Here is a 24806-nt window from a genome sequence, read left to right as displayed (position 1 = left end):
GGGTACCGGTCCTTCTGGGTTGGCCATTGTGCTGGGAGCACGTTACTGGGATCTGCGGGGCCGGTGTGCCCCACAGGGCGAAGACTCCCGAGAAGCGTGACCGGTTCGGAGCACCTCAGTCGGACGGCGGGGTTCCCACCACCCACCACTCGTCCGTGTCGGCTTCGTCCAGGTCCTTGAGGAGACCGTCCACCATGGTGCCGACACGCGACTCGACGGACGTGGCCGGGAACGACGCCCGGTGTTCCCTCGAAGCCTCCCAGTACTCCCGCATCAGCGGCGTCTGGAACAGCTCGCGCAAGTGCCCGAACAACTCCTCCTGGTCCAGGACCCCCGCCTGGTGGAGGTGGTAGAGGTTGACGTACCACGCGTTCGCGTAGAAGAACTGACGTCGTTTCTGCGCCGGGATGCTCTTGTCGTACGTGTCGATGACCTCCGCCAGCGCAGGGTCGTCGAGCGCCCTGGTCAGCAACTCCCAGTGCATGCGCTGCTGATGCCGCAGTGCCTCGCGCCGGAGCGCCAGCTCCTCCAGCCGCAGCCGACGCTCGTACAGACGTGCCCTGTCCAGCCGCCGCTGCCGCGCGGCCAGCAGCATGCCGGCCGCGGCGGAGCCGAACCTCCCCGTGATCTTCTTTCGTGTGACCATGTCAACCCCCGAATCAGGCGACCGCCCGCCGGTCGTCGAGTGCGGGTCGGCTGACGGGGACCGGCGAGCGATGGGCGGCGCTTGCCGCCTCCAGAGTGCCGAGCGGCGCTGATCGACGGGGAGGCGGAGAGGAGGCGCACGGAGGGAAGCGAGGGTCGCACGGTCCGGCGCCTTGGAAAACGTCTGCCCCGCGCACGCTGCTAACAATCGTTCACTTCGTGCCGCCCGCGGCGGATCGTATCCTGAGCAGGCGATTCTGTACGCGTGAGGGAGAGAGAGGTCGCACGGTGGGGCAGCGCCCGACTCCGCAGCAGATCCCGGTCGTCGTACTCGCCGGGTTCCTCGGCTCCGGGAAGACCACCCTGCTCAACCACCTCCTGCACCGCAGCGGAGGCAGCCGTATCGGCGCCGTCGTCAACGACTTCGGGTCGATCGAGATCGACGCGATGGCCGTCGCGGGCGCCCTCGGCGACTCCACCGTTTCCCTCGGCAACGGATGCCTGTGCTGCGCCGTGGACGCGAGTGAGCTCGACGGGTACCTGGAACGGCTCTCCCGTCCCGAGGCAGGCATCGACGTGATCGTCATCGAGGCCAGCGGCCTGGCCGAACCGCAGGAACTGGTCCGCATGCTGCTCGCCAGCGGGCAACCACGGGTCGTCTACGGCGGGCTCGTCGAGGTCGTCGACGCCGCCGAGTTCGACGACACCCGTGCCAAGCATCCCGAGGTCGACCGGCACCTGGCCCTCGCCGACCTGGTCGTGGTCAACAAGACCGACCGGGCCCAGGACGCCGAGCGCGTCCTCGCCCTCGTGCACTCCCTGGCCGACGGCGCCGCCGTCGTGCCCGCGACCTACGGCCGCATCGACCCCGAGTTCCTCTACGATTGCCGGCCCAGCGAGGAGCGGGTGGGGCAGCTGTCCTTCGACGACCTGCACGACCAGGCGGAGAGCGGCGAGGGCGGCGCACACCCCGGGCACCTGCACGCCGCCTACGACACCCTTTCGTTCGTCTCCGACCGCCCGCTCGACCCGCGCCGGCTCATGCGCTTCCTCGACAGCCGGCCCGAGGGTCTCTACCGCATCAAGGGGTACGTCGACTTCGGCCCCCACGACACGCTGAACCGGTACGCCGTCCACGCCGTCGGACGCTTCCTGCGCTTCTACCCGGAGCCCTGGACGTCCGCCGTCGACGAGACCGCCGCCGACGACACCGCCGCCACCGCCGGCGCCCGTCACACCCAACTCGTCCTCATCGGCACCGGCATCGACACGGCGGCCCTCGACGCGGAACTCGACGCGTGCCGCCGGGACACCGACGCCCCGCCCGCCGACGAGCACGGCATGTGGGGCGTCCTGCGCTACGTGCCCGACGGCGAGGAGCCGCCGGACACCCCCTAGCGGCTCCCTATGCCGGGCCCGCCACCACCGACACCGTCTTCGGCAGCGACACGCCCGAGCCGTCGCGGCGCGGGTCGATGTCCGGGAGCTGGGCCGGCGTGCCGTTCTTCTGCGCGGCGAGGGCCGGGGTCGCGCCCGCCCAGGCGAAGGCCAGGCAGTCCTCGCCCTTCAGGAAGCGCTGGCAGCGCACACCGCCCGTGGCACGGCCCTTGCGCGGATACTGGTCGAACGGCGTGAGCTTGGCCGTGGTCTGCACGGAGTCGTCCAGCGTGCCCCGCGATCCGGCCACCGTGAAGACCACCGCGTCCGCCGCCGGGTCCACCGCCGTGAAGGAGATGACCTTCGCGCCGTCGGCCAGCTTGACGCCCGCCACACCGCCCGCCGGACGGCCCTGCGGGCGGACCTGCGAGGCCTGGTAGCGCAGCAGCTGGGCGTCGTCCGTGATGAAGACCAGGTCCTCGTCACCGGTGCGCAGCTCGACCCCGCCGACGATGCGGTCGCCCTCCTTGAGGGTGATGACCTCCAACTCGTCCTTGTTGGAGGGGTAGTCGGGCACCACCCGCTTGACGACGCCCTGTTCCGTGCCCAGCGCGAGCCCCGGCGACGACTCGTCCAGCGTGGTCAGGCAGACGACGTCCTCGTCGTCCTCCAGGGACACGAACTCGGCCAGCGGCGCGCCGCCCGCCAGGTTCGGCGTCGCCATGGCCTCGGGGAGCTGGGGCAGGTCCACGACGTTCACCCGCAGCAGCCGCCCCGCGGACGTCACCACGCCCACCTCGCCGCGCGCCGTGGCCGGCACCGCCGAGACGATCAGGTCGTGCTTGACCCGCTTGGCACCCGCCTCCGTGACGAGGGGCTCGTCGTTCGCGGTGCGGGCCAGCAGGCCCGTCGACGACAGCAGCACCCGGCACGGGTCGTCCGCCACCTGGAGCGGCACGGCGGCGACCGGGGCGCCGCCCGACTCCAGCAGCGTCGTACGGCGGTCGGTGCCGAACTTCTTCGCCACCGCCGCCAGTTCGGCCGAGACCAGCTTGCGCAGCTCGGCGTCCGAGTCGAGGATGCGGGTCAGCTCCTCGATCTCCGCGTTCAGCCGGTCCTTCTCGGACTCCAGCTCGATGCGGTCGTACTTGGTGAGCCGGCGCAGCGGCGTGTCCAGGATGTACTGCGTCTGCACGTCGCTCAGTGAGAAGCGCTCCATCAGGCGCTGCTTGGCCTGCGCCGAGTTCTCGCTGGAGCGGATGAGCCGGATGACCTCGTCGATGTCGACCAGGGCGGTGAGCAGGCCCTCCACCAGGTGCAGCCGGTCGCGCTTCTTGCTGCGGCGGAACTCGCTGCGGCGCCTGACGACGGTGAAGCGGTGGTCGAGATAGACCTCGAGCAGCTCCTTGAGGCCCAGGGTGAGGGGCTGGCCGTCGACCAGGGCGACGTTGTTGATGCCGAAGGACTCCTCCATGGCCGTCAGCTTGTAGAGCTGCTCCAGGACCGCCTCCGGCACGAAGCCGTTCTTGATCTCGATGACCAGGCGCAGTCCGTGGGCCCGGTCGGTGAGGTCCTTGACGTCCGCGATGCCCTGGATCTTCTTCGCGCCGACCAGGTCCTTGATCTTCGAGATGACCTTCTCCGGGCCGACCGCGAAGGGCAGCTCGGTGACGACGAGACCCTTGCGGCGGGCCGTCACCGTCTCCACGGACACCGTCGCTCGGATCTTGAAGGTGCCGCGGCCCGTCTCGTATGCGTCCCGGATGCCGGGCAGGCCGACGATGCGGCCGCCGGTGGGCAGGTCGGGGCCCGGAACGTGCTTCATCAGCGCGTCCAGGTCCGCGTTCGGGTACCGGATAAGGTGCCGGGCCGCCGCGATCACCTCGCGCAGGTTGTGCGGCGGCATGTTCGTGGCCATGCCGACCGCGATGCCCGAGGCGCCGTTGACCAGCAGGTTCGGGAAGGCGGCGGGCAGGGCCACCGGCTCCTGCTCCTGGCCGTCGTAGTTCGGGGCGAAGTCGACGGTGTCCTCGTCGATGGACTCCGTCATCAGGCCGGCGGCCTCGGCCATCCGGCACTCCGTGTACCGCATCGCGGCCGGCGGGTCGTCGTTGCCCAGCGAGCCGAAGTTGCCGTGGCCGTCCACCAGGGGCACGCGCATCGAGAACGACTGGGCCATGCGGACCAGGGCGTCGTAGATCGACGCGTCGCCGTGCGGGTGCAGCTTGCCCATGACCTCGCCGACGACACGGGCGCACTTCACGTAGCTGCGCTCGGGCCGCAGGCCCATCTCGTTCATCTGGTAGACGATGCGCCGGTGCACCGGCTTGAGGCCGTCGCGGGCGTCCGGCAGCGCACGGGAGTAGATGACCGAGTACGCGTACTCGAGGAAGGAGCCCTGCATCTCGTCGACGACGTCGATGTCGAGGATCTTCTCCTCGTACGAGTCGTCGGGCGGCGGGGTCTTCGTACTACGGCGGGCCATCGCTGCCGGCTCCTTGCTGAAGCGTGAACGGTGATCTGACGCCGTCCATTGTGGACTGCGGCACTGACAGCGACCGACCAGGACCCGTCACGGGCTGCCCGGCCCGGCGCTGCCCGCAGGGTACGCCCTCGTTCCGCACCCGCGTCCCCGACGGCCCGCCAACGGCGTTCCCGCCCTCGGCCACCCGCGTTCCCGTCCACGGTCAACCGCGTTCTCGCTCTCGGCGTACGAGGTCCGGGAACTCCACCGGTGGCCCGCACGCTTGCATACAGTGGCAGGACCGGCGGGATTCCGCAGTTCCGCCCAGTGATTCCACCCGGTGGTCCACCCCGTGGTCCCACCGGGAATTCCGCGATCGAAGGGACGTACATGCCCATGGGTCACACGGCCACAGCCCAGGCAGGCTCCGGCGGCCTGACAGCGACCGAGCACCGCCTGGCCAACGGCCTGCGCGTGGTGCTCTCCGAGGACCACCTGACCCCGGTCGCGGCGGTGTGCCTCTGGTACGACGTCGGCTCGCGCCACGAGGTCAAGGGGCGCACCGGCCTGGCTCACCTTTTCGAGCACCTCATGTTCCAGGGCTCCGCCCAGGTCAAGGGCAACGGCCACTTCGAGCTGGTGCAGGGCGCCGGCGGCTCGCTCAACGGCACCACCAGCTTCGAGCGGACCAACTACTTCGAGACCATGCCCGCCCACCAGCTGGAGCTCGCCCTCTGGCTGGAGGCCGACCGCATGGGCTCCCTGCTGGCCGCCCTGGACGAGGAGTCGATGGAGAACCAGCGCGACGTCGTCAAGAACGAACGCCGCCAGCGCTACGACAACGTCCCCTACGGCACGGCGTTCGAGAAGCTGACCGCCCTCGCCTACCCGGAGGGCCACCCCTACCACCACACGCCGATCGGCTCGATGGCGGACCTGGACGCGGCGACGCTGGAGGACGCGCGCGCGTTCTTCCGCACCTACTACGCGCCGAACAACGCGGTGCTGTCGGTCGTCGGCGACATCGACCCGGAGCAGACGCTGGCCTGGATCGAGAAGTACTTCGGCTCCATCGCCTCGCACGACGGCAAGCAGCCTCCCCGGGACGGTTCGCTGCCCGACGTCATGGGCGGGCAGCTGCGCGAGATCGTCGAGGAGGAGGTCCCGGCCCGCGCGCTGATGGCCGCCTACCGCCTGCCGGAGGACGGCACGCGCGCGTCCGACGCGGCCGACCTGGCCCTGACCGTCCTGGGCGGCGGCGAGTCGTCCCGCCTGTACAACCGCCTCGTACGCCGCGACCGCACCGCCGTCGCCGCCGGGTTCGGCCTGCTCCGGCTCGCCGGGGCGCCCTCCCTGGGGTGGCTGGACGTGAAGACGTCCGGCGACGTCGAGGTGCCGGTCATCGAGACGGCCATCGACGAGGAGCTGGCCCGGTTCGCCGAGGACGGCCCCACGGCCGAGGAGATGGAGCGCGCCCAGGCCCAGCTCGAGCGCGAGTGGCTGGACCGCCTGGGCACGGTCGCGGGTCGCGCGGACGAACTGTGCCGGTACGCCGTCCTGTTCGGCGACCCGCAGCTCGCCCTCACCGCCGTGCAGCGGGTGCTCGAGGTGACCGCGGAGGAGGTCCAGGAGGTCGCCAAGGCCCGCCTGCGCCCCGACAACCGCGCGGTGCTCGTCTACGAGCCCACCGCCCCCGCCGACGAGACCGACGCCACCGACGAGAACGAGGAGGCGGCCAAGTGACCGAGCTCGCCACCATGGAATTCCACGCCCAGCCGCAGGCCGGCGAGCCCAAGCCGTGGGCGTTCCCCGCCCCCGAGCGCGGCAGCCTCGACAACGGCCTGACCGTGCTGCGCTGCCACCGCCCCGGCCAGCAGGTCGTCGCCGTCGAGGTGCTCCTCGACGCGCCCCTGGACGCCGAGCCGGCCGGTCTGGACGGCGTGGCCACGATCATGGCGCGTGCCTTCTCCGAGGGCACCGACAAGCACTCCGCCGAGGACTTCGCCGCCGAGCTGGAGCGCTGCGGCGCCACCCTCGACGCGCACGCCGACCACCCCGGTGTCCGGCTGAGCCTGGAGGTGCCCGCCTCCCGCCTCGCCAAGGCCCTCGGACTGCTCGCCGACGCCCTCAGGGCGCCTGCCTTCGCGGACGGCGAGGTCGAACGGCTGGTGCGCAACCGGCTCGACGAGATCCCGCACGAGCTGGCCAACCCCGCCCGGCGCGCCGCCAAGGAGCTCTCCAAGGAGTTGTTCCCGGCCGAGGCGCGCATGTCGCGCCCGCGCCAGGGCACCGAGGAGACGGTCGCGGCCATCGACTCGGCGGCCGTACGCGCCTTCTACGAGCGCCACGTCCGCCCCGCCACGGCCACCGCGGTGGTCGTCGGCGACCTCACCGGCGTCGACCTGGACGCGCTGCTCGGCGACACCCTGGGGGCCTGGACCGGCTCGGCCGCCGAGCCGCGCCCCGTGCCCGCGGTGACCGCCGACGACCGCGGCCGGGTCGTCATCGTGGACCGTCCCGGCGCCGTCCAGACGCAGCTGCTGATCGGCCGCACCGGCGCCGACCGGCACGACCGCGTGTGGCCCGCGCAGGTGCTCGGCACGTACTGCCTCGGTGGCACCCTCACCTCGCGCCTGGACCGCGTCCTGCGCGAGGAGAAGGGCTACACCTACGGCGTCCGGGCGTTCGGCCAGGTCCTGCGGTCCGCGCCGGACGGCACGGGCGCCGCGATGCTCGCCATCAGCGGGTCCGTCGACACCCCCAACACCGGTCCTGCCCTGGAGGACCTGTGGACGGTGCTGCGCAAGCTCGCCGCCGAGGGGCTCACCGACGCCGAGCGCGACGTGGCCGTGCAGAACCTGGTGGGCGTGGCGCCGCTGAAGTACGAGACGGCGGCGGCCGTGGCGGACACGCTCGCCGACCAGGTCGAGCAGCACCTGCCCGACGACTTCCAGGCCACGCTCTACCGTCAACTCGCCGCCACGGGCACCGTGGAGGCCACCGCGGCGGTCGTGAACGCCTTCCCGGTGGACCGCCTCGTGACGGTCCTCGTCGGCGACGCGGCGCAGATCAAGGAGCCCGTCGAGGCCCTGGGCATCGGCGAAGTCACCGTGGTGGCGGCCGAGTAGCGGCACGCGCGTGCGGCGGCCCTGGTGACCGGAGTGTCACCAGGGCCGCCGTTTGTCCGGATTGGGGGAGTGGCTGCCCGTCTGCCCTGTGGCGTGCGCTACAAAAGGCCTGTTGCGTTTGAGGATTGAACGCAGCCGCGTTTAGCGTCTTCCGGGCTGTTCGTCAGGCAGTGCGCCGCACCCGCGGCACCGGACAGTCATCGCCGAGTCCCCGTACGGCGCGAGCCAGGGGAGCCGGGGACCCACCGCAGTCCCTGGGGTGAATCGGACGCCCGCGCGCGCAGCGAGGGGGTCCGTAGGAGACCTTCCACCTCCGAACCCGTCAGCTAACCCGGTAGGCGAGAGGGAAGGAAAGGACAAGCCTCTACATGGCGTTCACGCGCGCCACCGGGAAGCACCGCCGTCCCAGCCGGGTGCACCGCACCACCGCCCGCGCGGCGGGAGTCGCGGCCCTCGCCACCACCGGCGTCGTCGGCACCCTCGCGGCTCCGGCACTGGCCGCCGAGCCCGAGGTGGAGCAGAGCGGGCTCACCCCGGTCGTCACCATCGGTGACTCCATAGCCGACGAGATCGACGCCCAGGCCCTCGCCCAGAAGCAGGCGGCCGCGGACGCCGCCGCCCGCGAGGCGGCCCGGGAGGCGGCCCGCGAGCGGGCGGCCGAGGCGGCCAAGGAGGCACGCGAGGCCAAGGAGCGCGCCGCCCGGGAGGCGGAGCGCAAGCGCCTCAACACCTTCGTCGCGCCGATCACCGCCTCCTACGTCTCCACCGCGTACCAGGCCGGCAGCTCCCTGTGGTCCTCCGGCAGCCACACCGGCATCGACTTCCACGCCTCCAGCGGCACGACCGTGCACGCCGTGGGCGTCGGCACCGTCGTCGAGACCGGCTGGGGCGGGGCGTACGGCAACCAGGTCGTGATCAAGATGCACGACGGCACGTACACGCAGTACGGGCACCTGTCGTCCATCGGCGTCTCGGTCGGCCAGTCGGTCGAGCCCGGCCAGCAGATCGGCCTCTCCGGGGCCACCGGCAACGTCACCGGACCGCACCTGCACTTCGAGGCCCGTACGAGCCCCGAGTACGGCTCCGACATGGACCCCGTCGCCTACCTCCGCTCCCACGGCGTGAACGTCTGACGCAGGCGATCGAAAGCCCCGGCTTCCCGAGCCGGGGCTTTTTCGCATTTAATGTCGCATGATTGGCCCGAGGTCGCGCAACGCGCGTCAATAGGTCGACGTTTCACGGGGATTAAGGCGGAGGTCGTTCATGCGTATTCCGGCGCATTCGGTGTGCACGGCGATCAGGGACGACATCGTCGCCGGCGTCCACGGCCGCGGAAGCCGGCTCACCGAGGAACTCCTCGCCCGCCGCTACGGCGTCTCCCGCGTCCCCGTCCGCGAGGCCCTGCGCACGCTGGAGGCGGAGGGCTTCGTGGTGACCCGGCGGCACGCGGGCGCGTGCGTGGCGGAGCCGACCGAGCAGGAGGCCGCCGACCTGCTGGAGACGCGTACGCTCCTGGAGCCGCTCGGTGCCTCCCGGGCCGCCGGGCGGCGCACCGAGGCCCATCTCAAGGTGTTGCGCGGCCTGGTCAGGCTGGGGCAGGAGCGGGCCAGGCAGGGCACCGGCGAGGAACTGCGCTCCCTGGCCGGCTGGTTCCACGACACCCTCGCGCGGGCCGCGGACAGCCCCTCCCTGACGGCGCTGCTGACCCAGCTCCGCCACAAGATCGCCTGGATGTACGTCGTGGAGGTCCCGGTCGGCCCGGTGGAGTACTGGGCGGAGCACGGCGCGATCACCGACGCGGTGGCCCGGGGCGACGGCGCACGTGCGCGGGCGCTCATGACCCTGCACATCGAGCGGTCGGCAGCGGCGCACCGGCTGCGATTCACCTCCGGCGGCGAGCGGACCGAGCGTGTGAGGAATGCGCAACATCCCGTAAACACGGCGGGCCCCCGGCGGTAACGCGGCTGCCGTATACAAAGGGCGGGGAATTGCGTCCGATGTTTTCTGCTGCCCGTGAAAAGAATGCATGGACGGGCGGGCCGGAGCGGAAAAGGTGAAAGGCCCGCACGGTGGTACCGGAGGGCCTTTCGGTGCTGCTGTCCGTCGGGCTCAGACGGTCTCGGGGAGCTCCTCGAGCCCCTCGGCGACCAGCTTCGCCAGCCGGTCCAGGGCGGCCTCCGCGCCCTCGGCGTCGGAGGCGAGGACGATCTCCTCGCCACCCTGGGCGCCGAGGCCGAGGACGGCCAGCATGGAGGCCGCGTTGACGGGGGACCCGTCGGCCTTGGCGATCGTCACCGGGACGCCTGTGGCCGTGGCGGCTCGGACGAAGATGGAGGCGGGGCGGGCGTGGAGACCCTCGGCCCAGCCGACGTTGACGCGGCGCTCAGCCATGTGATGCTGCCCTTCAGGTGTTCAGAGGGGTTGAAGTTGTCTAGACCAGTCTTGTCTAGACCAGTTTCCCACATCGTGAAGCAAGCCGGGACGACCGCTTACGCCGTCCCGTGCGGTGCTCGGACCGCGGCCTCGGCCCGAGCCGGTGTCCCCCACAGACTGCCCCGCGCCGTTGTCGTACGCGAGCCGTACTCTGGGGCCCATGCAGACCTCGTCGGACCGGCACGAGTACCCCGCCCACTGGGAAGCCGACGTGGTGCTGCGCGACGGCGGCACCGCGCGCGTCCGCCCCATCACCGTTGATGACGCCGAGCGCCTGGTCAGCTTCTACGAGCAGGTCTCCGACGAGTCGAAGTACTACCGCTTCTTCGCGCCGTACCCTCGCCTGTCCGCCAAGGACGTCCACCGCTTCACGCACCACGACTTTGTGGACCGGGTGGGACTCGCGGCCACCATCGGCGGCGAGTTCATCGCCACCGTACGCTACGACCGGATCGGGGCCGGCGGAACACCCGCCACCGCCCCCGCCGACGAGGCCGAGGTCGCCTTCCTGGTCCAGGATGCCCACCAGGGCCGGGGCGTCGCCTCCGCGCTCCTGGAGCACATCGCCGCCGTCGCCCGCGAGCGGGGCATCCGCCGCTTCGCCGCCGAGGTGCTGCCCGCCAACAACAAGATGATCAAAGTCTTCATGGACGCCGGGTACACCCAGAAGCGGAGCTTCGAGGACGGGGTGGTCCGCCTGGAGTTCGATCTCGAACCGACCGACCGCTCGCTCGCCGTCCAGTACGCGCGCGAGCACCGCGCGGAGGCGCGCTCCGTCCAGCGGCTGCTGCAGCCCGGCTCGGTCGCGGTCGTCGGCACCGGCCGCACCCCGGGCGGCGTGGGCCGCAGCATCCTCGGCAACATCCGGGACGCGGGATACACCGGCCGCCTGTACGCCGTGAACAGGGCGTTCCCCGAGGATCAGAAGGAACTCGACGGGGTCACGGCGTGCCGCTCCGTGCGTGACATCGACGGGCCCGTCGACCTCGCCGTCGTCACGGTGCCCGCCGAGCACGTCCCCGACGTCGTCACCGAGTGCGGCGAGCACGGCGTGCAGGGGCTGGTGGTGATCACCGCCGGTTACGCCGACAGCGGCCCCGAGGGACGCGAACGCCAGCGCGCCCTCGTGCGGCACGCGCGCACGTACGGCATGCGCATCATCGGGCCCAACGCCTTCGGGATCATCAACACCTCCCCGGACGTGCGGCTCAACGCCTCCCTCGCCCCCGAGATGCCGCGCCCCGGCCGGATCGGCCTGTTCGCCCAGTCCGGCGCCATCGGCATCGCCCTGCTCTCCCGGCTGCACCGGCGCGGCGGCGGGGTCACCGGCGTCACGGGTGTGTCCACCTTCGTCTCCTCCGGCAACCGCGCCGACGTCTCCGGCAACGACGTCCTGCAGTACTGGTACGACGACCCGCGGACCGACGTCGCGCTGATGTACCTGGAGTCCATCGGCAACCCGCGCAAGTTCACCCGCCTGGCCCGGCGCACCGCGGCCGCCAAGCCCCTGGTCGTCGTGCAGGGGGCCCGGCACGGCGGCGTGGCACCCCAGGGACACGCCGTACGGGCGACCCGGCTGCCGCACGCGACGGTCTCCGCGCTGCTGCGACAGGCCGGCGTGATCCGCGTCGACACGATCACCGACCTGGTCGACGCGGGGCTGCTCCTCGCCCGCCAGCCGCTGCCCGCCGGACCGAGGGTGGCCATCCTGGGCAACTCGGAGTCCCTGGGACTGCTCACGTACGACGCGTGCCTCTCCGAGGGACTGCGCCCGCAGCCCCCGCTGGACCTGACGACCGCCGCCTCGGCCGACGACTTCCACGCGGCCCTGGCCAGGGCGCTGGCCGACGACACGTGCGACGCGGTGGTGGTGACCGCCATCCCGACGGTGGGGGAGGGGGCGGCCGGGGACGCCGCGCTGGCGGAGGCACTGCGCTCGGCGGCGGCCGCGGTCCCCACCAAGCCGGTGCTCGTGGTCCACGTGGAGCTGGGCGGCCTGGCCGAGGCCCTGTCCGCGGCGACGAGCACCGCCCCCCAGGGCGCCCCGGGCGCCGCCACCCCACCGGCTTCGAGCGCGCCCTCCGGGACCGGTGCGGCCGCCGTTTCCCGGGCCGCTCCCGACCCTGCCGCCGGGTCGGCTTCGAGCGCCGGGGCCCGGGCCGCCGCCGACCCCGACCCGCGGGCCGACCCGGGCACCGAACCCCAGGCGGCGCCGGGCACCGCCGCCCGGCCCGATCCGGCAGCCGCGGTCCGGCCCGATCCGGGAGCCGCCGTCCGTCCCGCCCCGGCCGCCTCCACCGAAGCGGCTTCGGGTCCCGCCTCCCGAGCCACCCCGGGAGCCGCCACCCGGCCCGATGCGGCAGCCGCCGCCCGGCCCGATCCGGGAGCCTCCACCGAAGCGGCTTCGGGTCCCGCCTCCCGAGCCACCCCGGACACCGCCCCCCACGCCGCTCCGGGATCCGCCGGGGAGCCCCCGGCCGCCTCGGACGCGTCGCCGTCCGCCGCCCCGGCTCCGGCCCCGGACGGAGCCCACCTCATCCCCGCCTACCCCGCCGCCGAGCGTGCCGTCCGCGCTCTCGGAGAGGCCGTCGCCTACGCGCAGTGGCGGCGCGACGCCGCCGACCCCGGCAGGGTGCCGGAGTACGAGGACATCGACGAGAAGGGCGCCGCCGAGCAGATAGCGGGGCACCTCGCGCGCGGACAGGGGCTCACCCTCGGCAGCCGGGAGACCTGCGACCTGCTCGGCAGGTACGGCGTCCACGTCCACCGCGCCCTGGCCGCCCCCACCCCCGACGACGCCGCGGCCGCCGCGCGGACCATCGGCTACCCCGTGGCGCTCAAGGCCACCGCCCCGCACCTGCGTCACCGCGCGGACCTGGGCGGCGTACGCCTCGACCTCGCGGGCGAGGAGCAACTGCGGCGGGCCTACGCCGAATTGACCGAGCTGTTCGGGACGCCCACGGAGCTGCGCCCGGTGGTGCAGGGCATGGCCCCGCGCGGCGTCGACACCGTCGTACGGGCGGTCATCGACCCGGCGGCCGGCGCGGTGCTCTCCTTCGGCCTCGCCGGCGCCGCCACCCAGCTGCTCGGGGACATGGCGCACCGGCTGATCCCGGTCACCGACCGGGACGCCACCTCGCTCATCCGCTCGATCCGCACGGCGCCCCTCCTCTTCGGCTGGCGCGGCTCCGCCCCCGTCGACGCAGCCGCTCTCGAGGAGCTGCTGCTGCGCGTCTCCCGGCTGGTCGACGACCACCCGGAGGTCGTCGCGGTCACCCTGGAACCGGTCGTGGTCGCCCCGCACGGCCTCAGCGTCCTCGGCGCCTCCGTCCGCCTCGCACCCCCTCCCGCCCGCGACGACCTGGGCCCACGGACCCTGCCGGCCTACTGACCCGGCACGTCCACCGACGGGTGCCGCAGGAGCGTCCCTCGCAGTCAGTGGGTCCCCGTAGGATGGACGGCATGGCCAAGACCAGTACGACGACCCAGGGGCTGCGAGCGGCGATCGAGCGCAGCGGCTACTACCCGGCCCTCGTGGCCGAGGCGGTGGAAGCCGCCGTGGGCGGCGAGCCCGTGCGGTCGTACCTGGTCCATCAGGAGACGACGTTCGACCAGAACGAGGTGCGCCGGCACGTGACCGTGCTGGTCCTCACCGGCAACCGCTTCATCGTCAGCCACACCGACGAGCAGGCCGCCGACGACACCTCCCCGACGCCGTACGCCACGACGTCCACGGAGTCCGTCAAGCTCGGCCGGATCTCGTCCATCGTCGTCAGCCGCGTCGTCGCCAACCCGGAACAGTACAAGCCGGGCACCCTGCCCCGCGAGATCGTGCTGACCATCGGCTGGGGTGCCGTCTCCCGGCTCGACCTGGAGCCCGCCGCCTGCGGCGACCCCAACTGCGAGGCCGACCACGGCTACACGGGCAGCTCGACGGCCGACGACCTCAGCCTGCGCGTCAGTGAGGCCGGGGACGGCCCCGAGACGGTGCGCCAGGCGCTCACCTTCGCCCAGGCCCTCTCCGAGGCGACCGCGGACTCCACCCGCTGATGGTGCAGCACACCGCCTGGGACACCCACCCGGAACCGCTCCCCGTCGACTCCGCCCCCGTACCCGAGTACGGCCGGGGCTCCCTCGCCGACCTGCTGCCCACCCTGGCCGCCGGCCTCGGCGTCCCCGGCATGACCGCGGGGATCATCGAACTGACCCCCGCCGACCGCAACTGCGTCTTCCTGATCGACGGCCTCGGCTGGGAGCAGCTGCGCGCGCACCCCGACGACGCGCCCTTCCTGAGTTCCCTCCTGGGCAGCTCGCGCGGCGGCACCGGACGCCCGATCACCGCCGGCTACCCGGCGACCACGGCCACCTCCCTCGCCTCGGTCGGCACCGGCCTCCCGCCGGGCGCCCACGGCCTGCCCGGATACACGGTGCGCAATCCCGACACCGGCGCCCTGATGAACCAGCTGCGCTGGCAGCCGTGGACCGCGCCCGGTCCCTGGCAGCCGTATCCGACCGTCTTCGGCCTCGCCCACGAGGCCGGTGTGCACGCCGCCCAGGTCTCCTCACCCACCTTCGCCAACACCCCGCTGACCAAGGTCGCGCTCAGCGGCGGCGAGTTCCACGGACGGCTGTCCGGCGAGGACCGGATGGACTGCGCCGCCGAACAGCTGGCCCGCGCCGACCGCGCCCTCGTCTACACGTACTACGCCGAGGTCGACGGCGCCGGACACCGCTTCGGCGTCGACTCCGACACCTGGCGCGGCCAGCTCGGCCACGTCGACCGGCTCGTCCAGCGCCTCGCCGAGCAGCTGCCGCCGCGCAGCGCCCTGTACGTCACCGCCGACCACGGCATGGTCGACGTGGCCTTCGACGAGGACCACCGCATCGACTTCGACGAGGACTGGGAGCTGAAGGCGGGCGTCGCCCTCCTCGGCGGCGAGGGCCGCGCCCGCCACGTCTACGCCGTCCCGGGCGCCCACAACGACGTGCTGACCTGCTGGCGCGAGGTGCTCGGCGAGCAGTTCTGGGTGGCGTCCCGGGACGAGGCGATCGAGGCGGGCTGGTTCGGCCCCCGCATCGACGAGCGGGTGTACGGCCGCATCGGCGACGTGGTCGCCGCGGCCCGCGACGACGTCCTGCTCATCGCCTCCGAGCGGGAGCCCAAGGAGTCGGCGATGGTCGGCAACCACGGTTCCATGACCCCCGCCGAGCAGCTCGTCCCGCTGCTCGAAGTACGCTCCTGACCCACTCCGCTCCACCGACCCCGCTGCCGAAAGGTGCCCAACCCCTCATGCCCGAGCTGGTGTTCTTCTCCGGAACGATGGACTGCGGGAAGTCGACACTGGCTCTCCAGATCGAGCACAACCGCTCGGCGCGCGGACTGGCCGGCATGATCTTCACCCGCGACGACCGCGCGGGCGAGGGCAAACTCTCCTCCCGCCTCGGCCTCGTCACCGACGCGGTGGAGGTCGCGGACGGCCAGGACCTGTACGCCCACGTCGTCGACCACCTCTCGCGGGGCGGCCGCGTGGACTACGTGATCGCGGACGAGGCGCAGTTCCTCGCGCCGGACCAGATCGACCAGCTCGCGCGCGTGGTCGACGACCTCGACGTCGACGTGTACGCCTTCGGCATCACCACCGACTTCCGCTCCAAGCTCTTCCCCGGCTCCCAGCGCCTGGTGGAACTCGCCGACCGCGTCGAGGTGCTCCAGGTCGAGGCCCTGTGCTGGTGCGGCGCCCGCGCCACGCACAACGCCCGCACCGTCGGCGGCGTCATGGTCGTCGAGGGCGCCCAGGTGGTCGTCGGCGACGTCGCCCGGTCCGCCGACGAGATCGGCTACGAGGTGCTGTGCCGCCGCCACCACCGCAGGCGGATGACGAGCGCCTCGGCGCGGGCGGCGGCGCTGTCGCCGGACGTGCTGCCGGTCACCGCCACGTGAGTGCCGGGACCGGCGCACGCGAGCCCTGATCAGCCGACGGGCTCGGCCACGACGAGCTGGAACCGCTCGAAGGCCAGCGTCACGGTGTTGTGCCGGGCGTCGACGGTACCGAGCGGAGTGCCGCTGAACGGGTCGGTCAGGCGGTACCTGCCGCGGCCCAGACCACGCAACTCGACCGCGCCGTCCCACCGCTGGGCGTAGAAGGCGTAGTGCAGCGCCCCTCCCTTGGCCACCGCATGGGCCTCGGGCTTGTCGAAACCGATGTCGTACAGCTCGCCCCGGTACTCGCCGGTGGTCAGCATGTTCTGCTCGTACAGGTCCAGCCACCGGCGCCAGAGAGCTTCGCGTTCCGGCGTGAGCACGATGGACTCGTCCGGGCCCGCGGGGTAGGTGAACTTCGTCGACAGGACGGCTCCCACACCGTAGCTGGAGGCGAAGTCGTCGCCGCCGTCACTGAGTTCGACATGGTCGCCCGAGTAGCTGCTGCCCCGGCCCATCAGTGCCTTCATCGTCTTGCCCTTCGTCCGGACCTGGTACGAGGAGAGCGGGTCCGAGCTCGGGTACTGGTCGACGTAGGGCAGGTTGTGGAAGGCGAAGGCGGTGCCGCAGGGGCACAGCTCGACCACGGCGTCGCGGTTCGCCTCGTGAGCGGCCTCGTACACCGCCTTCCAGAACCGCGCGAGCCCCTCGGTCGACTCTTCGGGGCGGGCATGCCCGTGCGCCGGGTTGTAGCAGGGTGTGACGGCGTTGAGGTGCTGGCCGTCGATCTTGAGCCCTTCGTACCCCCAGTCGCCGATGAACTCCTTCACCTGCCCGACGAAGTAGTCCACCGTCGGCTGGTACGCCGGGCACAGCGTCCAGGCGTCCCACCAGCTCACTCGCTGCTTGTTGCCCTCGCGGTCCAGCAGGAGCATGTCGGAGTGGTTCTCGTACAGATCGCTCCCGGGGTCCGCCGCCAGCGGAGCCCACCACAGGCGCGGCCGCAGACCGGCGTCCCGGATCCGCCGCGTGAAGGCCCGCATGTCCGCCGCGCCCCGCGGGAACTTCCGCGGGTCCAGCTGCCAGTCGCCCTCGTTGGTCTGCCAGCCGTCGTCGAGCACCGCCCACTTGAGACCGACCTCCCGCACCTTGGGGAGCGTCGCGACCACCTGCTCGACGGTGAAGTCGCGCTCGTACCCCCAGGCGCACCACATGGGCTCCAGGGCCGGCCCGGGTGCCTCGGGGGCACGCAGGCCGACGTCGCCCATGTAGTCGCGATAGCGCTGGAGCGGCACGAAGTGGTCGCCCGGCAGTGCGGTCAGGAACGTGGTGTCGGTGGTCAGGCGCCGGCCCGGCCCCAGGGTCACGGGGGTGTCACCCTCGACGGCGAGGCTCGCTCCGCCGGCCGTCCTGCGGACCGGCAGGCGCAGCATCCTGGCCACGGGTTCGACATGCCCGACGGAGAGCCCGGCGCCCGGCCGCCACACGGACGCCACGGGGGTGCCGCCGCCGTAGTCGGAGGCGTCCATGCCCAGCGAGTTCCGCTGCACGAACCCGTCCGTCATCGGCTGCACCCAGTCGCGACGGTCCTCGTAGGTGGTGCCCGAGAAGGTGTAGAAGCCGGCGGGACTCTCGAGGAGTTCATGGGCTCCGCTGCGCCACCCGGTGACCGCCAGCGGGCTCCCGGTCCCGTTGGTGTAGGTCACCTTCATCACGATCATCCCGGTCAGGCGCCGGAAGGAGGTCAGCTCCACCGTCTTGCGAACGCCGGTCGCGGACTCGCCCCAGAGGGTCACCCTGACGCCCGCGCCGTGCCGGGGATGCCGGGTCCTGCGGGTCCGGTGCCCGCCGTAGGCGAACTCGTCGATCGTCCTGTCGCCCAGGAGCAGGGCCTCGCCGGCGTCGAAGCGCGTGATGTCGACGCCCTTCAACGCCACCCGGCTGCGCAGTCGGTCGTCGAACTCCAGGGTGATGGAGGTGTCGCCGACCCCGACGAGGTCCGGCCCGCGGTGCGGTGCGGCGGCCGCGGGCGCGGCGCTCTGGGCCAGTGCCGCGGTGGGGAAGGCGGCCAGCCCCGCACCCCCCAGCGCCACCTTCAGCACGCTGCGCCGGTTCACATCCGTCATGTCGATCTCTCTCTCGGAGCAGGGTCTGGTCTTTAACCGGCTCCTCGAACGGAGTCCGGGCAGCCGTGAGGGTGAGGAGGCCCCATCGGGCTCTGGGTGGCCTGCATCGAGAACGTAAGTGGTCTTTAATTGGCATGTCAATGGTTCAAATGTCTCCCACGGCCCAGGAGTTCACCGTGTGCGTCTGGGGAAGTGCGAGATGCGGGTGCCTCCGCGGGCGGTCGAACCGGTACGCTTCTGGTATGACCGAAGCGAGTACGCCGATGCCCAGGGGCCTCTTCGCCGACGACGCCCTCCCGCTGTACGAGCGCACGGCCGCGCGGCTCCTCGACGACCTGCGTGCCGCCGCCGCCCGCCCCGGCGACCGGCTGCCCTCCGAGCGGGCCATGGTCGCCCGGTACGCCGTGTCGCGCGTGACCCTGCGGGCCGCCCTCGCCCAGCTGGAGGCGCGAGGCATCGTGCGTCCGTCGTCGTCACGCGGATGGTTCGTCGCCGAGCCCGGTCTGTTCCCCGAGGCGGTGTCGGCGCCCGCCTCGCCCGCTCCCCAGGTCCAGGGGTTCGCCGACTACGCGGAGGCCAACGGCCTGACGACGGCCAGCAAGGTGCTCTCGGCCGCCGTTCGCCCGGCCACGGTGGCGGAGGCGGAGCAGCTCCGGATCGCCCCGGGCGCCGACCTCTTCGACCTCCACCGGCTGCGCTTCCTGGACGGCCTGCTGGTCGTGCTGGAGCACAACCGGCTGCCACTGTCGGCCTGCCCGGCCCTGGCCGACACCGACTTCAGCACCGCCTCGCTGTACGCCACCCTGCGTGCCGCCGACCCGCCGCAGCTTCCCCGGGTCGCCGACTACTCGGTCGAAGCCCGGCATCCGACGGCACGGGAGATGGAGCTGCTCGAGATCGGCGCGACCATGCCGATGCTGGTCGCGACCCAGCTGACCTCCAACCAGGACGCCCGCCCGATCGAACTGACCGTCCAGGTCTACCGGGGGGACCGCTACCGGTTCCGAGCCTCCATCACCAACCAGACCTGAACCACCCGGCACCGACCAGACCTGAACGACCCGGCACCGACCGGAGCCGAACGGTCCCGTGCAGCCTTGCCCGAGCCGGGCGTCGCAGTGGCCGACGCCCGGCTCGTCGCCGTTGCGCCCCCTGGCCACCGTGAATACCAGAAGCGGACCAATGGAGACCTATTGACGGTCGAAAATAAGACCAGTAACGTTCCGGGTGAGCTTCGGGCCATCGCGGCAAACGGGCTCAAACTGCACTTCAGTAAGGGGTTGGCCATGCAGAGCCCGTTGGACGAGGTCGTCCGGAACCAGAAGGCCGGACGGCCACAGGGCATCACCTCCGTGTGTTCCGCCCACCCGCTGGTCATCGAAGCGGCTGTGGTGCAGGCCCGCGAGACCGGTGGTCCGGTACTGGTAGAGGCGACCTCGAACCAGGTCGACCAGTACGGCGGTTACACGGGTATGCGGCCCGGCGACTTCCGCGACCTCGTGCACGGCATCGCGGCGAAGAGCGGTCTGCCGCTGGACCGAGTGATCCTCGGCGGCGACCACCTCGGCCCCAACCGGTGGCAGTCCCTGCCGCCCGACGAGGCGATGGAGCAGGCCGAAGCCCTGGTCGCGGCCTACGCGGCGGCGGGCTTCACCAAGATCCACCTGGACTGCAGCTTCGCGTGCGCCGGCGACCCCGTACCGCTGACCGACGACGTGGTCGCCGAACGCGCCGCGCGGCTGATCCGGGCGGCCGAGGACACGGTGGGCCCTCGGCGGGCGGAGCGGATCCGGTATGTGATCGGCACCGAGGTGCCCACCCCCGGCGGCGCGCACGAGACGCTCGGCGCTCTCGTGCCCACCACGCCCGAGGCGGCGCGCACGACGCTGGAGCAGCACCGCAAGGCGTTCGCCCGGCGCGGCATCGACGGTGTCTGGCCACGCGTCATGGCCCTGGTGGTGCAGCCGGCCGTGGAGTTCGACCACCTGCGGGTCGTCGACTACCGGCGGGAGCAGACCGAGGAGCTGCGCAAGGTCCTCGACGACGAGCCCACCATGGTCTTCGAGGCCCACTCGACCGACTACCAGACCGCCGAGGCACTCACCGCGCTGGTCGAGGACCACTGGGCGGTCCTCAAGGTGGGCCCCGGGCTGACCTTCGCCCTGCGCGAGGCACTGTTCGCCCTCGCCGCGATCGAGGACGAGCTGGTGCCGGCCGGCGAGCGGTCCCGGCTCGCCGAGGTCGTCGAGCGCCGGATGCTCGCCGAGCCCGCCCAGTGGGAGGGCTACTACCCGGGCAGCGACGCCGAACGGCGCCTCGCGCGCCGCTACAGCTACAGCGACCGGATGCGCTACTACTGGCCCGACCCCGAGATCGAAGAGGCCCAGGCCCGGCTGCTGGACAACCTCTCGGCCGCGGTCGTCCCGCTGCCGCTGCTCAGCGCCCATCTCCCGCTCCAGTACGCCCGCGTCCGCCGCGGTGAGCTGGCCGCCCGCCCGCGCGAGCTGGCCGTGGACCACGTCCGCGACGTCCTGCGTGACTACGACCGCGCCGCCGGTGCGCACCGCAACCAGAACCCCAGGCAGAACCAGAAGCAGAACCAGAAGGAGCACGTGTGACCACGCCCTCCGGCACGCTGCCCGTCGACGACAGCGCTGTCCACACCGTCCGCGAGATCGCCCAGCAGCCCGCCCTGTGGCGGGAGGTCGACCGGATCGTCACCTCCTCCCGCGAATCGCTGGACGCGTTCCTGCGCCCGCTCCTCTCGCGCGGCGACCTGCGCGTGGTCCTCACCGGGGCCGGCACCTCCGCGTTCGCCGGCCAGGTGCTCGCTCCGGCCCTGTCCAGGCGCCTGGGACGGCGCGTCGACGCGGTTCCCACCACGGACCTCGTCGCCGACCCCCGCGGATGCCTCGCCGAGGACCTCCCCACGCTGCTGGTCTCGTTCGCGCGGTCGGGGGACAGCCCGGAGTCCGTGGCCGCCACCGCCCTGGCGGACCAGGTCCTCTCCGAGGTGCACCACCTCGTGATCACCTGCAACGAGCAGGGCCGTCTGGCACGCGAACACGCGCGGCGGCCGCAGTCCCAGGTGCTGCTGATGCCCGCCGCGTCCAACGACCGCGGCTTCGCCATGACGTCGAGCTTCACGTGCATGACGCTCGCGGCCCTGCTCGCGCTGGGCGGGGACGCCTACGGCGGGATCGCCGAACGCCTGGCCCTGGCAGCGGAGTCGATCATCGAGGAGGGCGCCGCCGACCGCACCGCCGGCGCCCTGGTGGACCGTGCGCCCGAGCGCATCGTCTTCCTCGGCAGCGGCCCGCTGAAGGGCCTCGCCGCGGAGTCGGCGCTGAAGGTGCTGGAGCTCACCGGCGGGACGCTCATGGCCGTACCGGAGTCCTCGCTGGGTTTCCGGCACGGTCCCAAGGCGGTGCTCAACGAGCGTTCGGTCGCGGTGGTGTACGTGTCGAACGACCCCTACACCCGCCAGTACGACCACGACATCGTCGCGGAGCTGCGCGGAAACCTTCCCGCCGGCAGCGTCGTCGCGGTCTGCGCGGACACCGGCGCCGCGGCGGAGGGCGCCGATGCCTGGCCCCTGCCGGGCCTCGACGACGTCGAGGACGCCGCCCTGGCCCTGCCCGCCGTGGTGTACGCCCAGCTCATCGCCCTGCGTGCCTCCCGGGCCCGTGGCCTGCGGCCCGACAACCCGTTCCCCTCGGGTGAGGTCAACCGCGTGGTGCAGGGCGTGATCCTGCACTCCCTGAACAACTGATCGAAGACGGCGACGGCGCGGCTCGAGGGCGCCGGACGGAGGTACGACGATGTTCCTGGGTGTCGACGGCGGCGGTACGAAAACCGCCTTCTGCCTGGTCGACCGGTCCGGACGAGTGGTGGCGCGCGCCCAGGCGGCGAGTTCGTACTACTTCTCCCACGGTATCGAGCTGGTCGGACGTGTTCTGAAGGAAGGTGTCGACGCCGTCTGCGCCGCGGCCGAACTGGCCCCGGCCGACATCGAGTACGCCTTCTTCGGCCTGCCCGGCTACGGGGAGGTGGCCCACGACGTGCCCGTCCTGGACGCCACACCGCGAGCGGTGCTCGGGCACGACCGCTACGCCTGCGACAACGACATGGTCTGCGGCTGGGCGGGATCGCTGGGCGCGGTCGACGGCGTCAACGTCATCAGCGGCACCGGCTCGATGACGTACGGCGAGCGGCTCGGCCGGGGCGTACGCATCGGCGGCTGGAGCGAGACGTTCGGCGACGAGGGATCGGCGTACTGGATCGCGGTCCGCGGCCTCAACGCCTTCTCCCGGATGAGCGACGGACGGCTCCCCGAAGGCCCCCTGGCCGGGGTGTTCCGCAGCCGGCTCGACCTCGGGTCCGACCTCGACGTGATCGACGTCGTCCACAACCGGTGGCAGGGCGACCGGGGCCGGATCGCCGCACTCAGCCGCTCGGTGGCCGAGTCGGCCGCACTGGGCGACGAGACCGCCGCGTCGATCCTCGCCGAGGCCGGCCGCGAACTCGCCCTCCTCGTGGACGTCACCCGCGAACGCCTGGAGTTCGGCCCGGACGACACCGTGCCCGTCTCCTACTCGGGCGGCACCTTCGGCGCCGCCCCGGTCCTGGAGGCGTTCACCACCGGGCTGAACAGCCGCTTCACCGGTTACGAGTTGCGGCACCCCCTGTACGAACCCGTCGTGGGCGCCGCCCTGTACGCGGCGAAACTCGCCGGAACCCCGCTCGACCGGCCGGCGCTCGACGTGCTGCGCGGGACCTCCGGGGCCCCTGCCTCAGGAGAGGACGAACAATGAAGAACGGCACAAGAAGCTGGATCCTGTACGCGTCGCTGCTGGTCCTGTTCTGGGGTGTGTGGGGCGCCTTCTCCAGCGAGCCGAACAGCAGGTACGGCTACCCCAACGAGATGATCTACATCATCTGGGCCTTCACGATGCTCATCCCCGCCTTCTTCGCGATGCGCGGCAACAGCTTCGACCGACGCCCGGTCGCCGCGATGTACGGACTGATCGCGGGACTGACCGGGGCCGGCGGACAACTGCTGCTGTTCCAGGCGCTCTCCGACGGCCCCGCGTACCTGATCTTCCCCCTGGTGTCGCTCTCCCCGGTGATCACCGTGCTCATGGCGACGGTGCTGCTGCGAGAGCGGATCACCCGGCTCGCCGTCGTGGGCGTGGTCGCGGCGCTGGTGGCGATCGTGCTGCTCAGCATTCCCAGCGGCTCGGACGACTCGGACTCGCACGGCCCGTGGCTGCTGATCGCCATCCTGGTCTGCGTCGCCTGGGGCGTGCAGGCGTTCTGCATGCGCAAGGCCGCCCTCGTCGGCGTCAACGACGCGACCACCTTCGGGTGGATGACCATCAGCGGACTCCTGCTGGTGCCCGTGGCGTTCGCGCTCATGGGCGGTCTCCCGGACGGGGCCCCCTGGCAGGCACCGGCGCTCACCGCCGTGACCCAGGTCCTCAACGCGGTCGGCGCACTGTTCCTGGTCATGGCGTTCAGCCGGGGCAAGGCCACGGTCGTCGCCCCCGTCACCAACGCACTCGCCCCGGTCCTGACCATCGTGCTGTCCCTGGCGGTCTACCAGACGCTGCCCAGCGTGTGGGGCACCCTGGGCATCGTGCTGGCCCTCGCGGGCTCGACCCTGATGGTCTACAGCGACGAGAAGAGCGGCGAGAGTTCCGTCGCACCGGGAGCGGCGGACAACGACGTGAGCCCTGTCGGCCGGTAGCCCCGCACACCCATCCACCCGTACCGGCCGTGCGGGGCGGCGACCGCCCCGTACCGGCCGGACCGACCGCCCGTCGAAGCAACACGAAAGCGAGGGGGAACACCCCCATGCCCCTGGTCCCCACGCGCGAACTCGTCTCGGCGGCCACGGCCGCCGGCCGGGCCGTCGCGGCGTTCAACGTCATCACACTGGAACACGCCGAGGCGATCACCTCCGGTGCCGCCGCCGCGGGCGCCCCGGTGATCCTGCAGATCAGCGAGAACGCCGTGCGGTTCCACGGCGGCCGGGTCGAGCCGATCGCACGGGCCGCGGCCGAGGTCGCCAAGGCCGGTGACGTCGACGTCGCACTGCACCTGGACCATGTGACGGACATGGGACTGCTGCGCACGGCAGCCGACGCGGGGTTCTCCTCCGCGATGTTCGACGCCGGGGCACAGCCCTACGCCGAGAACCTGGCCGCCACCCGCGCCGCCGCGCAGTGGGCCCACGGCGCGGGCCTGTGGCTGGAGGCCGAACTCGGGTACGTGGGCGGCAAACCCGACGCCCCCGCGAGCGCCCACGCGGCCGGGGTGCGCACCGACCCGGAGGAGGCCGCGCGCTATGTGGCGGACACCGGCGTGGACGCGCTGGCCGTCGCCGTCGGCAGCAGCCACGCGATGACCGAACGCTCCGCGTCCCTGGACCACGCGCTGATCGGGCGACTGCGGGAGGCCGTGCCCGTCCCCCTGGTACTGCACGGTTCGTCGGGTGTCGGGGACGACGAACTGCGGCGAGCCGTCCGGGCGGGCATCGTGAAGATCAACGTCGGTACAGCCCTCAACATCGCCTTCACCGGCGCGGTCCGCGAGACGCTGGCGGCGCGCCCCGACCTGACCGACCCCCGCCCCTACGTCGCCCGGGGCCGGGAAGCGATGGCGGAGACGGTACGCGTCCTGCTCGGTGTGGTCGGCGGCTGAGCGGCACT

At 72.3% G+C, this 24806-nt stretch carries 19 protein-coding genes and 1 riboswitch; of the genes, 15 read left to right on the top strand and 4 right to left on the bottom strand.

The genetic code is table 11. The features are described 5' to 3' along the window. Positions 1 to 115: 115 nt before the first annotated feature. Positions 116 to 646 carry a DUF6082 family protein gene (locus IE258_RS34120; RefSeq protein WP_159327991.1) on the bottom strand — a complete coding sequence of 177 codons (531 nt, stop codon included), beginning with the start codon at positions 644 to 646 and terminating at the stop codon, positions 116 to 118. A 287-nt stretch (positions 647 to 933) separates the two neighbouring features. Between IE258_RS34120 and IE258_RS34115 the strand changes: the two genes are divergently transcribed. After that, entirely contained in the window at positions 934 to 2043 is a 1110-nt protein-coding gene (locus IE258_RS34115; RefSeq protein ID WP_189749663.1) for a CobW family GTP-binding protein, read from the top strand. Between the two features lie 7 nt (positions 2044 to 2050). On the opposite strand, the gene IE258_RS34110 is transcribed toward IE258_RS34115, so the two are convergent. After that, a complete protein-coding gene (locus IE258_RS34110) occupies positions 2051 to 4507 on the bottom strand; it encodes a DNA gyrase/topoisomerase IV subunit A (RefSeq protein ID WP_189749662.1) in 2457 nt (818 codons plus the stop codon). A 369-nt stretch (positions 4508 to 4876) separates the two neighbouring features. Between IE258_RS34110 and IE258_RS34105 the strand changes: the two genes are divergently transcribed. From IE258_RS34105 to IE258_RS34090, 4 genes are all read left to right on the top strand, one after another. Continuing rightward, complete coding sequence (locus tag IE258_RS34105; RefSeq protein ID WP_189749660.1) at positions 4877 to 6229, top strand: M16 family metallopeptidase; 1353 nt, start codon at positions 4877 to 4879, stop codon at positions 6227 to 6229. Next, positions 6226 to 7614, top strand: coding sequence for a M16 family metallopeptidase (locus IE258_RS34100; protein ID WP_189749659.1), 1389 nt, complete (start codon positions 6226 to 6228; stop codon positions 7612 to 7614). The genes IE258_RS34105 and IE258_RS34100 overlap by 4 nt, the downstream gene beginning before the upstream one ends. Positions 7615 to 7805: 191 nt before the next feature. Beyond that, positions 7806 to 7970: riboswitch (cyclic di-AMP (ydaO/yuaA leader) on the top strand. Positions 7971 to 7982: 12 nt separating this feature from the next. Then, positions 7983 to 8747: a M23 family metallopeptidase gene (locus IE258_RS34095; protein WP_159327996.1), complete on the top strand. Its 765-nt coding sequence runs from the start codon at positions 7983 to 7985 to the stop codon at positions 8745 to 8747. Between the two features lie 130 nt (positions 8748 to 8877). Then, the gene (locus IE258_RS34090) at positions 8878 to 9573 is read left to right on the top strand and encodes a GntR family transcriptional regulator (protein ID WP_189749657.1); all 696 of its coding nucleotides are present in this window, start codon (positions 8878 to 8880) and stop codon (positions 9571 to 9573) included. Positions 9574 to 9723: 150 nt separating this feature from the next. Here IE258_RS34090 and IE258_RS34085 read toward each other — a convergent pair whose 3' ends face one another. Next, positions 9724 to 10005, bottom strand: coding sequence for an HPr family phosphocarrier protein (locus IE258_RS34085; RefSeq protein WP_007445064.1), 282 nt, complete (start codon positions 10003 to 10005; stop codon positions 9724 to 9726). A gap of 202 nt (positions 10006 to 10207) precedes the next feature. On the opposite strand from IE258_RS34085, the gene IE258_RS34080 reads away from it, so the two are divergent. The 4 genes from IE258_RS34080 to IE258_RS34065 all read left to right on the top strand — a co-directional run bounded on the left by IE258_RS34080 (position 10208) and on the right by IE258_RS34065 (position 15988). Continuing rightward, positions 10208 to 13438 (top strand): bifunctional GNAT family N-acetyltransferase/acetate--CoA ligase family protein, encoded by a 3231-nt coding sequence (locus IE258_RS34080; protein ID WP_189749656.1) that lies wholly within the window; start codon positions 10208 to 10210, stop codon positions 13436 to 13438. A gap of 62 nt (positions 13439 to 13500) precedes the next feature. Beyond that, entirely contained in the window at positions 13501 to 14097 is a 597-nt protein-coding gene (locus IE258_RS34075) for a DUF5998 family protein (RefSeq protein ID WP_161378460.1), read from the top strand. Then, positions 14097 to 15290: an alkaline phosphatase family protein gene (locus tag IE258_RS34070; protein WP_189749655.1), complete on the top strand. Its 1194-nt coding sequence runs from the start codon at positions 14097 to 14099 to the stop codon at positions 15288 to 15290. The genes IE258_RS34075 and IE258_RS34070 overlap by 1 nt, the downstream gene beginning before the upstream one ends. Positions 15291 to 15337: 47 nt before the next feature. Continuing rightward, the gene (locus IE258_RS34065; RefSeq protein WP_159328000.1) at positions 15338 to 15988 is read left to right on the top strand and encodes a thymidine kinase; all 651 of its coding nucleotides are present in this window, start codon (positions 15338 to 15340) and stop codon (positions 15986 to 15988) included. A 29-nt stretch (positions 15989 to 16017) separates the two neighbouring features. On the opposite strand, the gene IE258_RS34060 is transcribed toward IE258_RS34065, so the two are convergent. Beyond that, a complete protein-coding gene (locus IE258_RS34060; protein WP_189749653.1) occupies positions 16018 to 18093 on the bottom strand; it encodes a glycoside hydrolase family 36 protein in 2076 nt (691 codons plus the stop codon). 242 nt (positions 18094 to 18335) lie between these two features. Here IE258_RS34060 and IE258_RS34055 point away from each other — a divergent pair, with 242 nt between their 5' ends. From IE258_RS34055 to IE258_RS34030, 6 genes are all read left to right on the top strand, one after another. After that, positions 18336 to 19124 carry a GntR family transcriptional regulator gene (locus IE258_RS34055; RefSeq protein WP_229892605.1) on the top strand — a complete coding sequence of 263 codons (789 nt, stop codon included), beginning with the start codon at positions 18336 to 18338 and terminating at the stop codon, positions 19122 to 19124. A 255-nt stretch (positions 19125 to 19379) separates the two neighbouring features. Further along, positions 19380 to 20711: a D-tagatose-bisphosphate aldolase, class II, non-catalytic subunit gene (locus tag IE258_RS34050; protein ID WP_189749652.1), complete on the top strand. Its 1332-nt coding sequence runs from the start codon at positions 19380 to 19382 to the stop codon at positions 20709 to 20711. Next, the gene (locus IE258_RS34045; RefSeq protein WP_189749650.1) at positions 20708 to 21865 is read left to right on the top strand and encodes an SIS domain-containing protein; all 1158 of its coding nucleotides are present in this window, start codon (positions 20708 to 20710) and stop codon (positions 21863 to 21865) included. The genes IE258_RS34050 and IE258_RS34045 overlap by 4 nt, the downstream gene beginning before the upstream one ends. A gap of 49 nt (positions 21866 to 21914) precedes the next feature. Further along, positions 21915 to 22907, top strand: coding sequence for an N-acetylglucosamine kinase (locus IE258_RS34040; RefSeq protein ID WP_189749649.1), 993 nt, complete (start codon positions 21915 to 21917; stop codon positions 22905 to 22907). Further along, entirely contained in the window at positions 22904 to 23842 is a 939-nt protein-coding gene (locus tag IE258_RS34035) for a DMT family transporter (protein ID WP_189749647.1), read from the top strand. Before IE258_RS34040 ends, IE258_RS34035 begins: the two co-directional genes overlap by 4 nt. Before the next feature lie 107 nt (positions 23843 to 23949). Beyond that, on the top strand, positions 23950 to 24798 hold the full coding sequence (locus tag IE258_RS34030; RefSeq protein ID WP_189749646.1) for a class II fructose-bisphosphate aldolase: 849 nt from the start codon (positions 23950 to 23952) through the stop codon (positions 24796 to 24798). The last annotated feature ends 8 nt before the right edge of the window (positions 24799 to 24806 follow it).

The organism is Streptomyces tendae (assembly GCF_014650435.1).
GTDB classification, from domain to species: domain Bacteria; phylum Actinomycetota; class Actinomycetes; order Streptomycetales; family Streptomycetaceae; genus Streptomyces; species Streptomyces tendae.
The sequence above is the reverse complement of the archived record's forward strand: the minus strand, read 5'-3'. Positions and strand labels throughout refer to the sequence as shown.

Excerpts from the sequence above, each read along its gene's own strand:
- IE258_RS34095 (WP_159327996.1), top strand. The coding sequence starts at position 7,983 with ATGGCGTTCACGCGCGCCACCGGGAAGCACCGCCGTCCCAGCCGGGTG.
- IE258_RS34050 (WP_189749652.1), top strand. The coding sequence starts at position 19,380 with ATGCAGAGCCCGTTGGACGAGGTCGTCCGGAACCAGAAGGCCGGACGG.
- IE258_RS34035 (WP_189749647.1), top strand. The coding sequence starts at position 22,904 with ATGAAGAACGGCACAAGAAGCTGGATCCTGTACGCGTCGCTGCTGGTC.
- IE258_RS34085 (WP_007445064.1), bottom strand. The coding sequence starts at position 10,005 with ATGGCTGAGCGCCGCGTCAACGTCGGCTGGGCCGAGGGTCTCCACGCC.
- IE258_RS34030 (WP_189749646.1), top strand. The coding sequence starts at position 23,950 with ATGCCCCTGGTCCCCACGCGCGAACTCGTCTCGGCGGCCACGGCCGCC.
- IE258_RS34110 (WP_189749662.1), bottom strand. The coding sequence starts at position 4,507 with ATGGCCCGCCGTAGTACGAAGACCCCGCCGCCCGACGACTCGTACGAG.
- IE258_RS34120 (WP_159327991.1), bottom strand. The coding sequence starts at position 646 with ATGGTCACACGAAAGAAGATCACGGGGAGGTTCGGCTCCGCCGCGGCC.
- IE258_RS34070 (WP_189749655.1), top strand. The coding sequence starts at position 14,097 with ATGGTGCAGCACACCGCCTGGGACACCCACCCGGAACCGCTCCCCGTC.
- IE258_RS34090 (WP_189749657.1), top strand. The coding sequence starts at position 8,878 with ATGCGTATTCCGGCGCATTCGGTGTGCACGGCGATCAGGGACGACATC.
- IE258_RS34105 (WP_189749660.1), top strand. The coding sequence starts at position 4,877 with ATGCCCATGGGTCACACGGCCACAGCCCAGGCAGGCTCCGGCGGCCTG.
- IE258_RS34080 (WP_189749656.1), top strand. The coding sequence starts at position 10,208 with ATGCAGACCTCGTCGGACCGGCACGAGTACCCCGCCCACTGGGAAGCC.
- IE258_RS34040 (WP_189749649.1), top strand. The coding sequence starts at position 21,915 with ATGTTCCTGGGTGTCGACGGCGGCGGTACGAAAACCGCCTTCTGCCTG.
- IE258_RS34055 (WP_229892605.1), top strand. The coding sequence starts at position 18,336 with ATGACCGAAGCGAGTACGCCGATGCCCAGGGGCCTCTTCGCCGACGAC.
- IE258_RS34060 (WP_189749653.1), bottom strand. The coding sequence starts at position 18,093 with ATGACGGATGTGAACCGGCGCAGCGTGCTGAAGGTGGCGCTGGGGGGT.
- IE258_RS34075 (WP_161378460.1), top strand. The coding sequence starts at position 13,501 with ATGGACGGCATGGCCAAGACCAGTACGACGACCCAGGGGCTGCGAGCG.
- IE258_RS34065 (WP_159328000.1), top strand. The coding sequence starts at position 15,338 with ATGCCCGAGCTGGTGTTCTTCTCCGGAACGATGGACTGCGGGAAGTCG.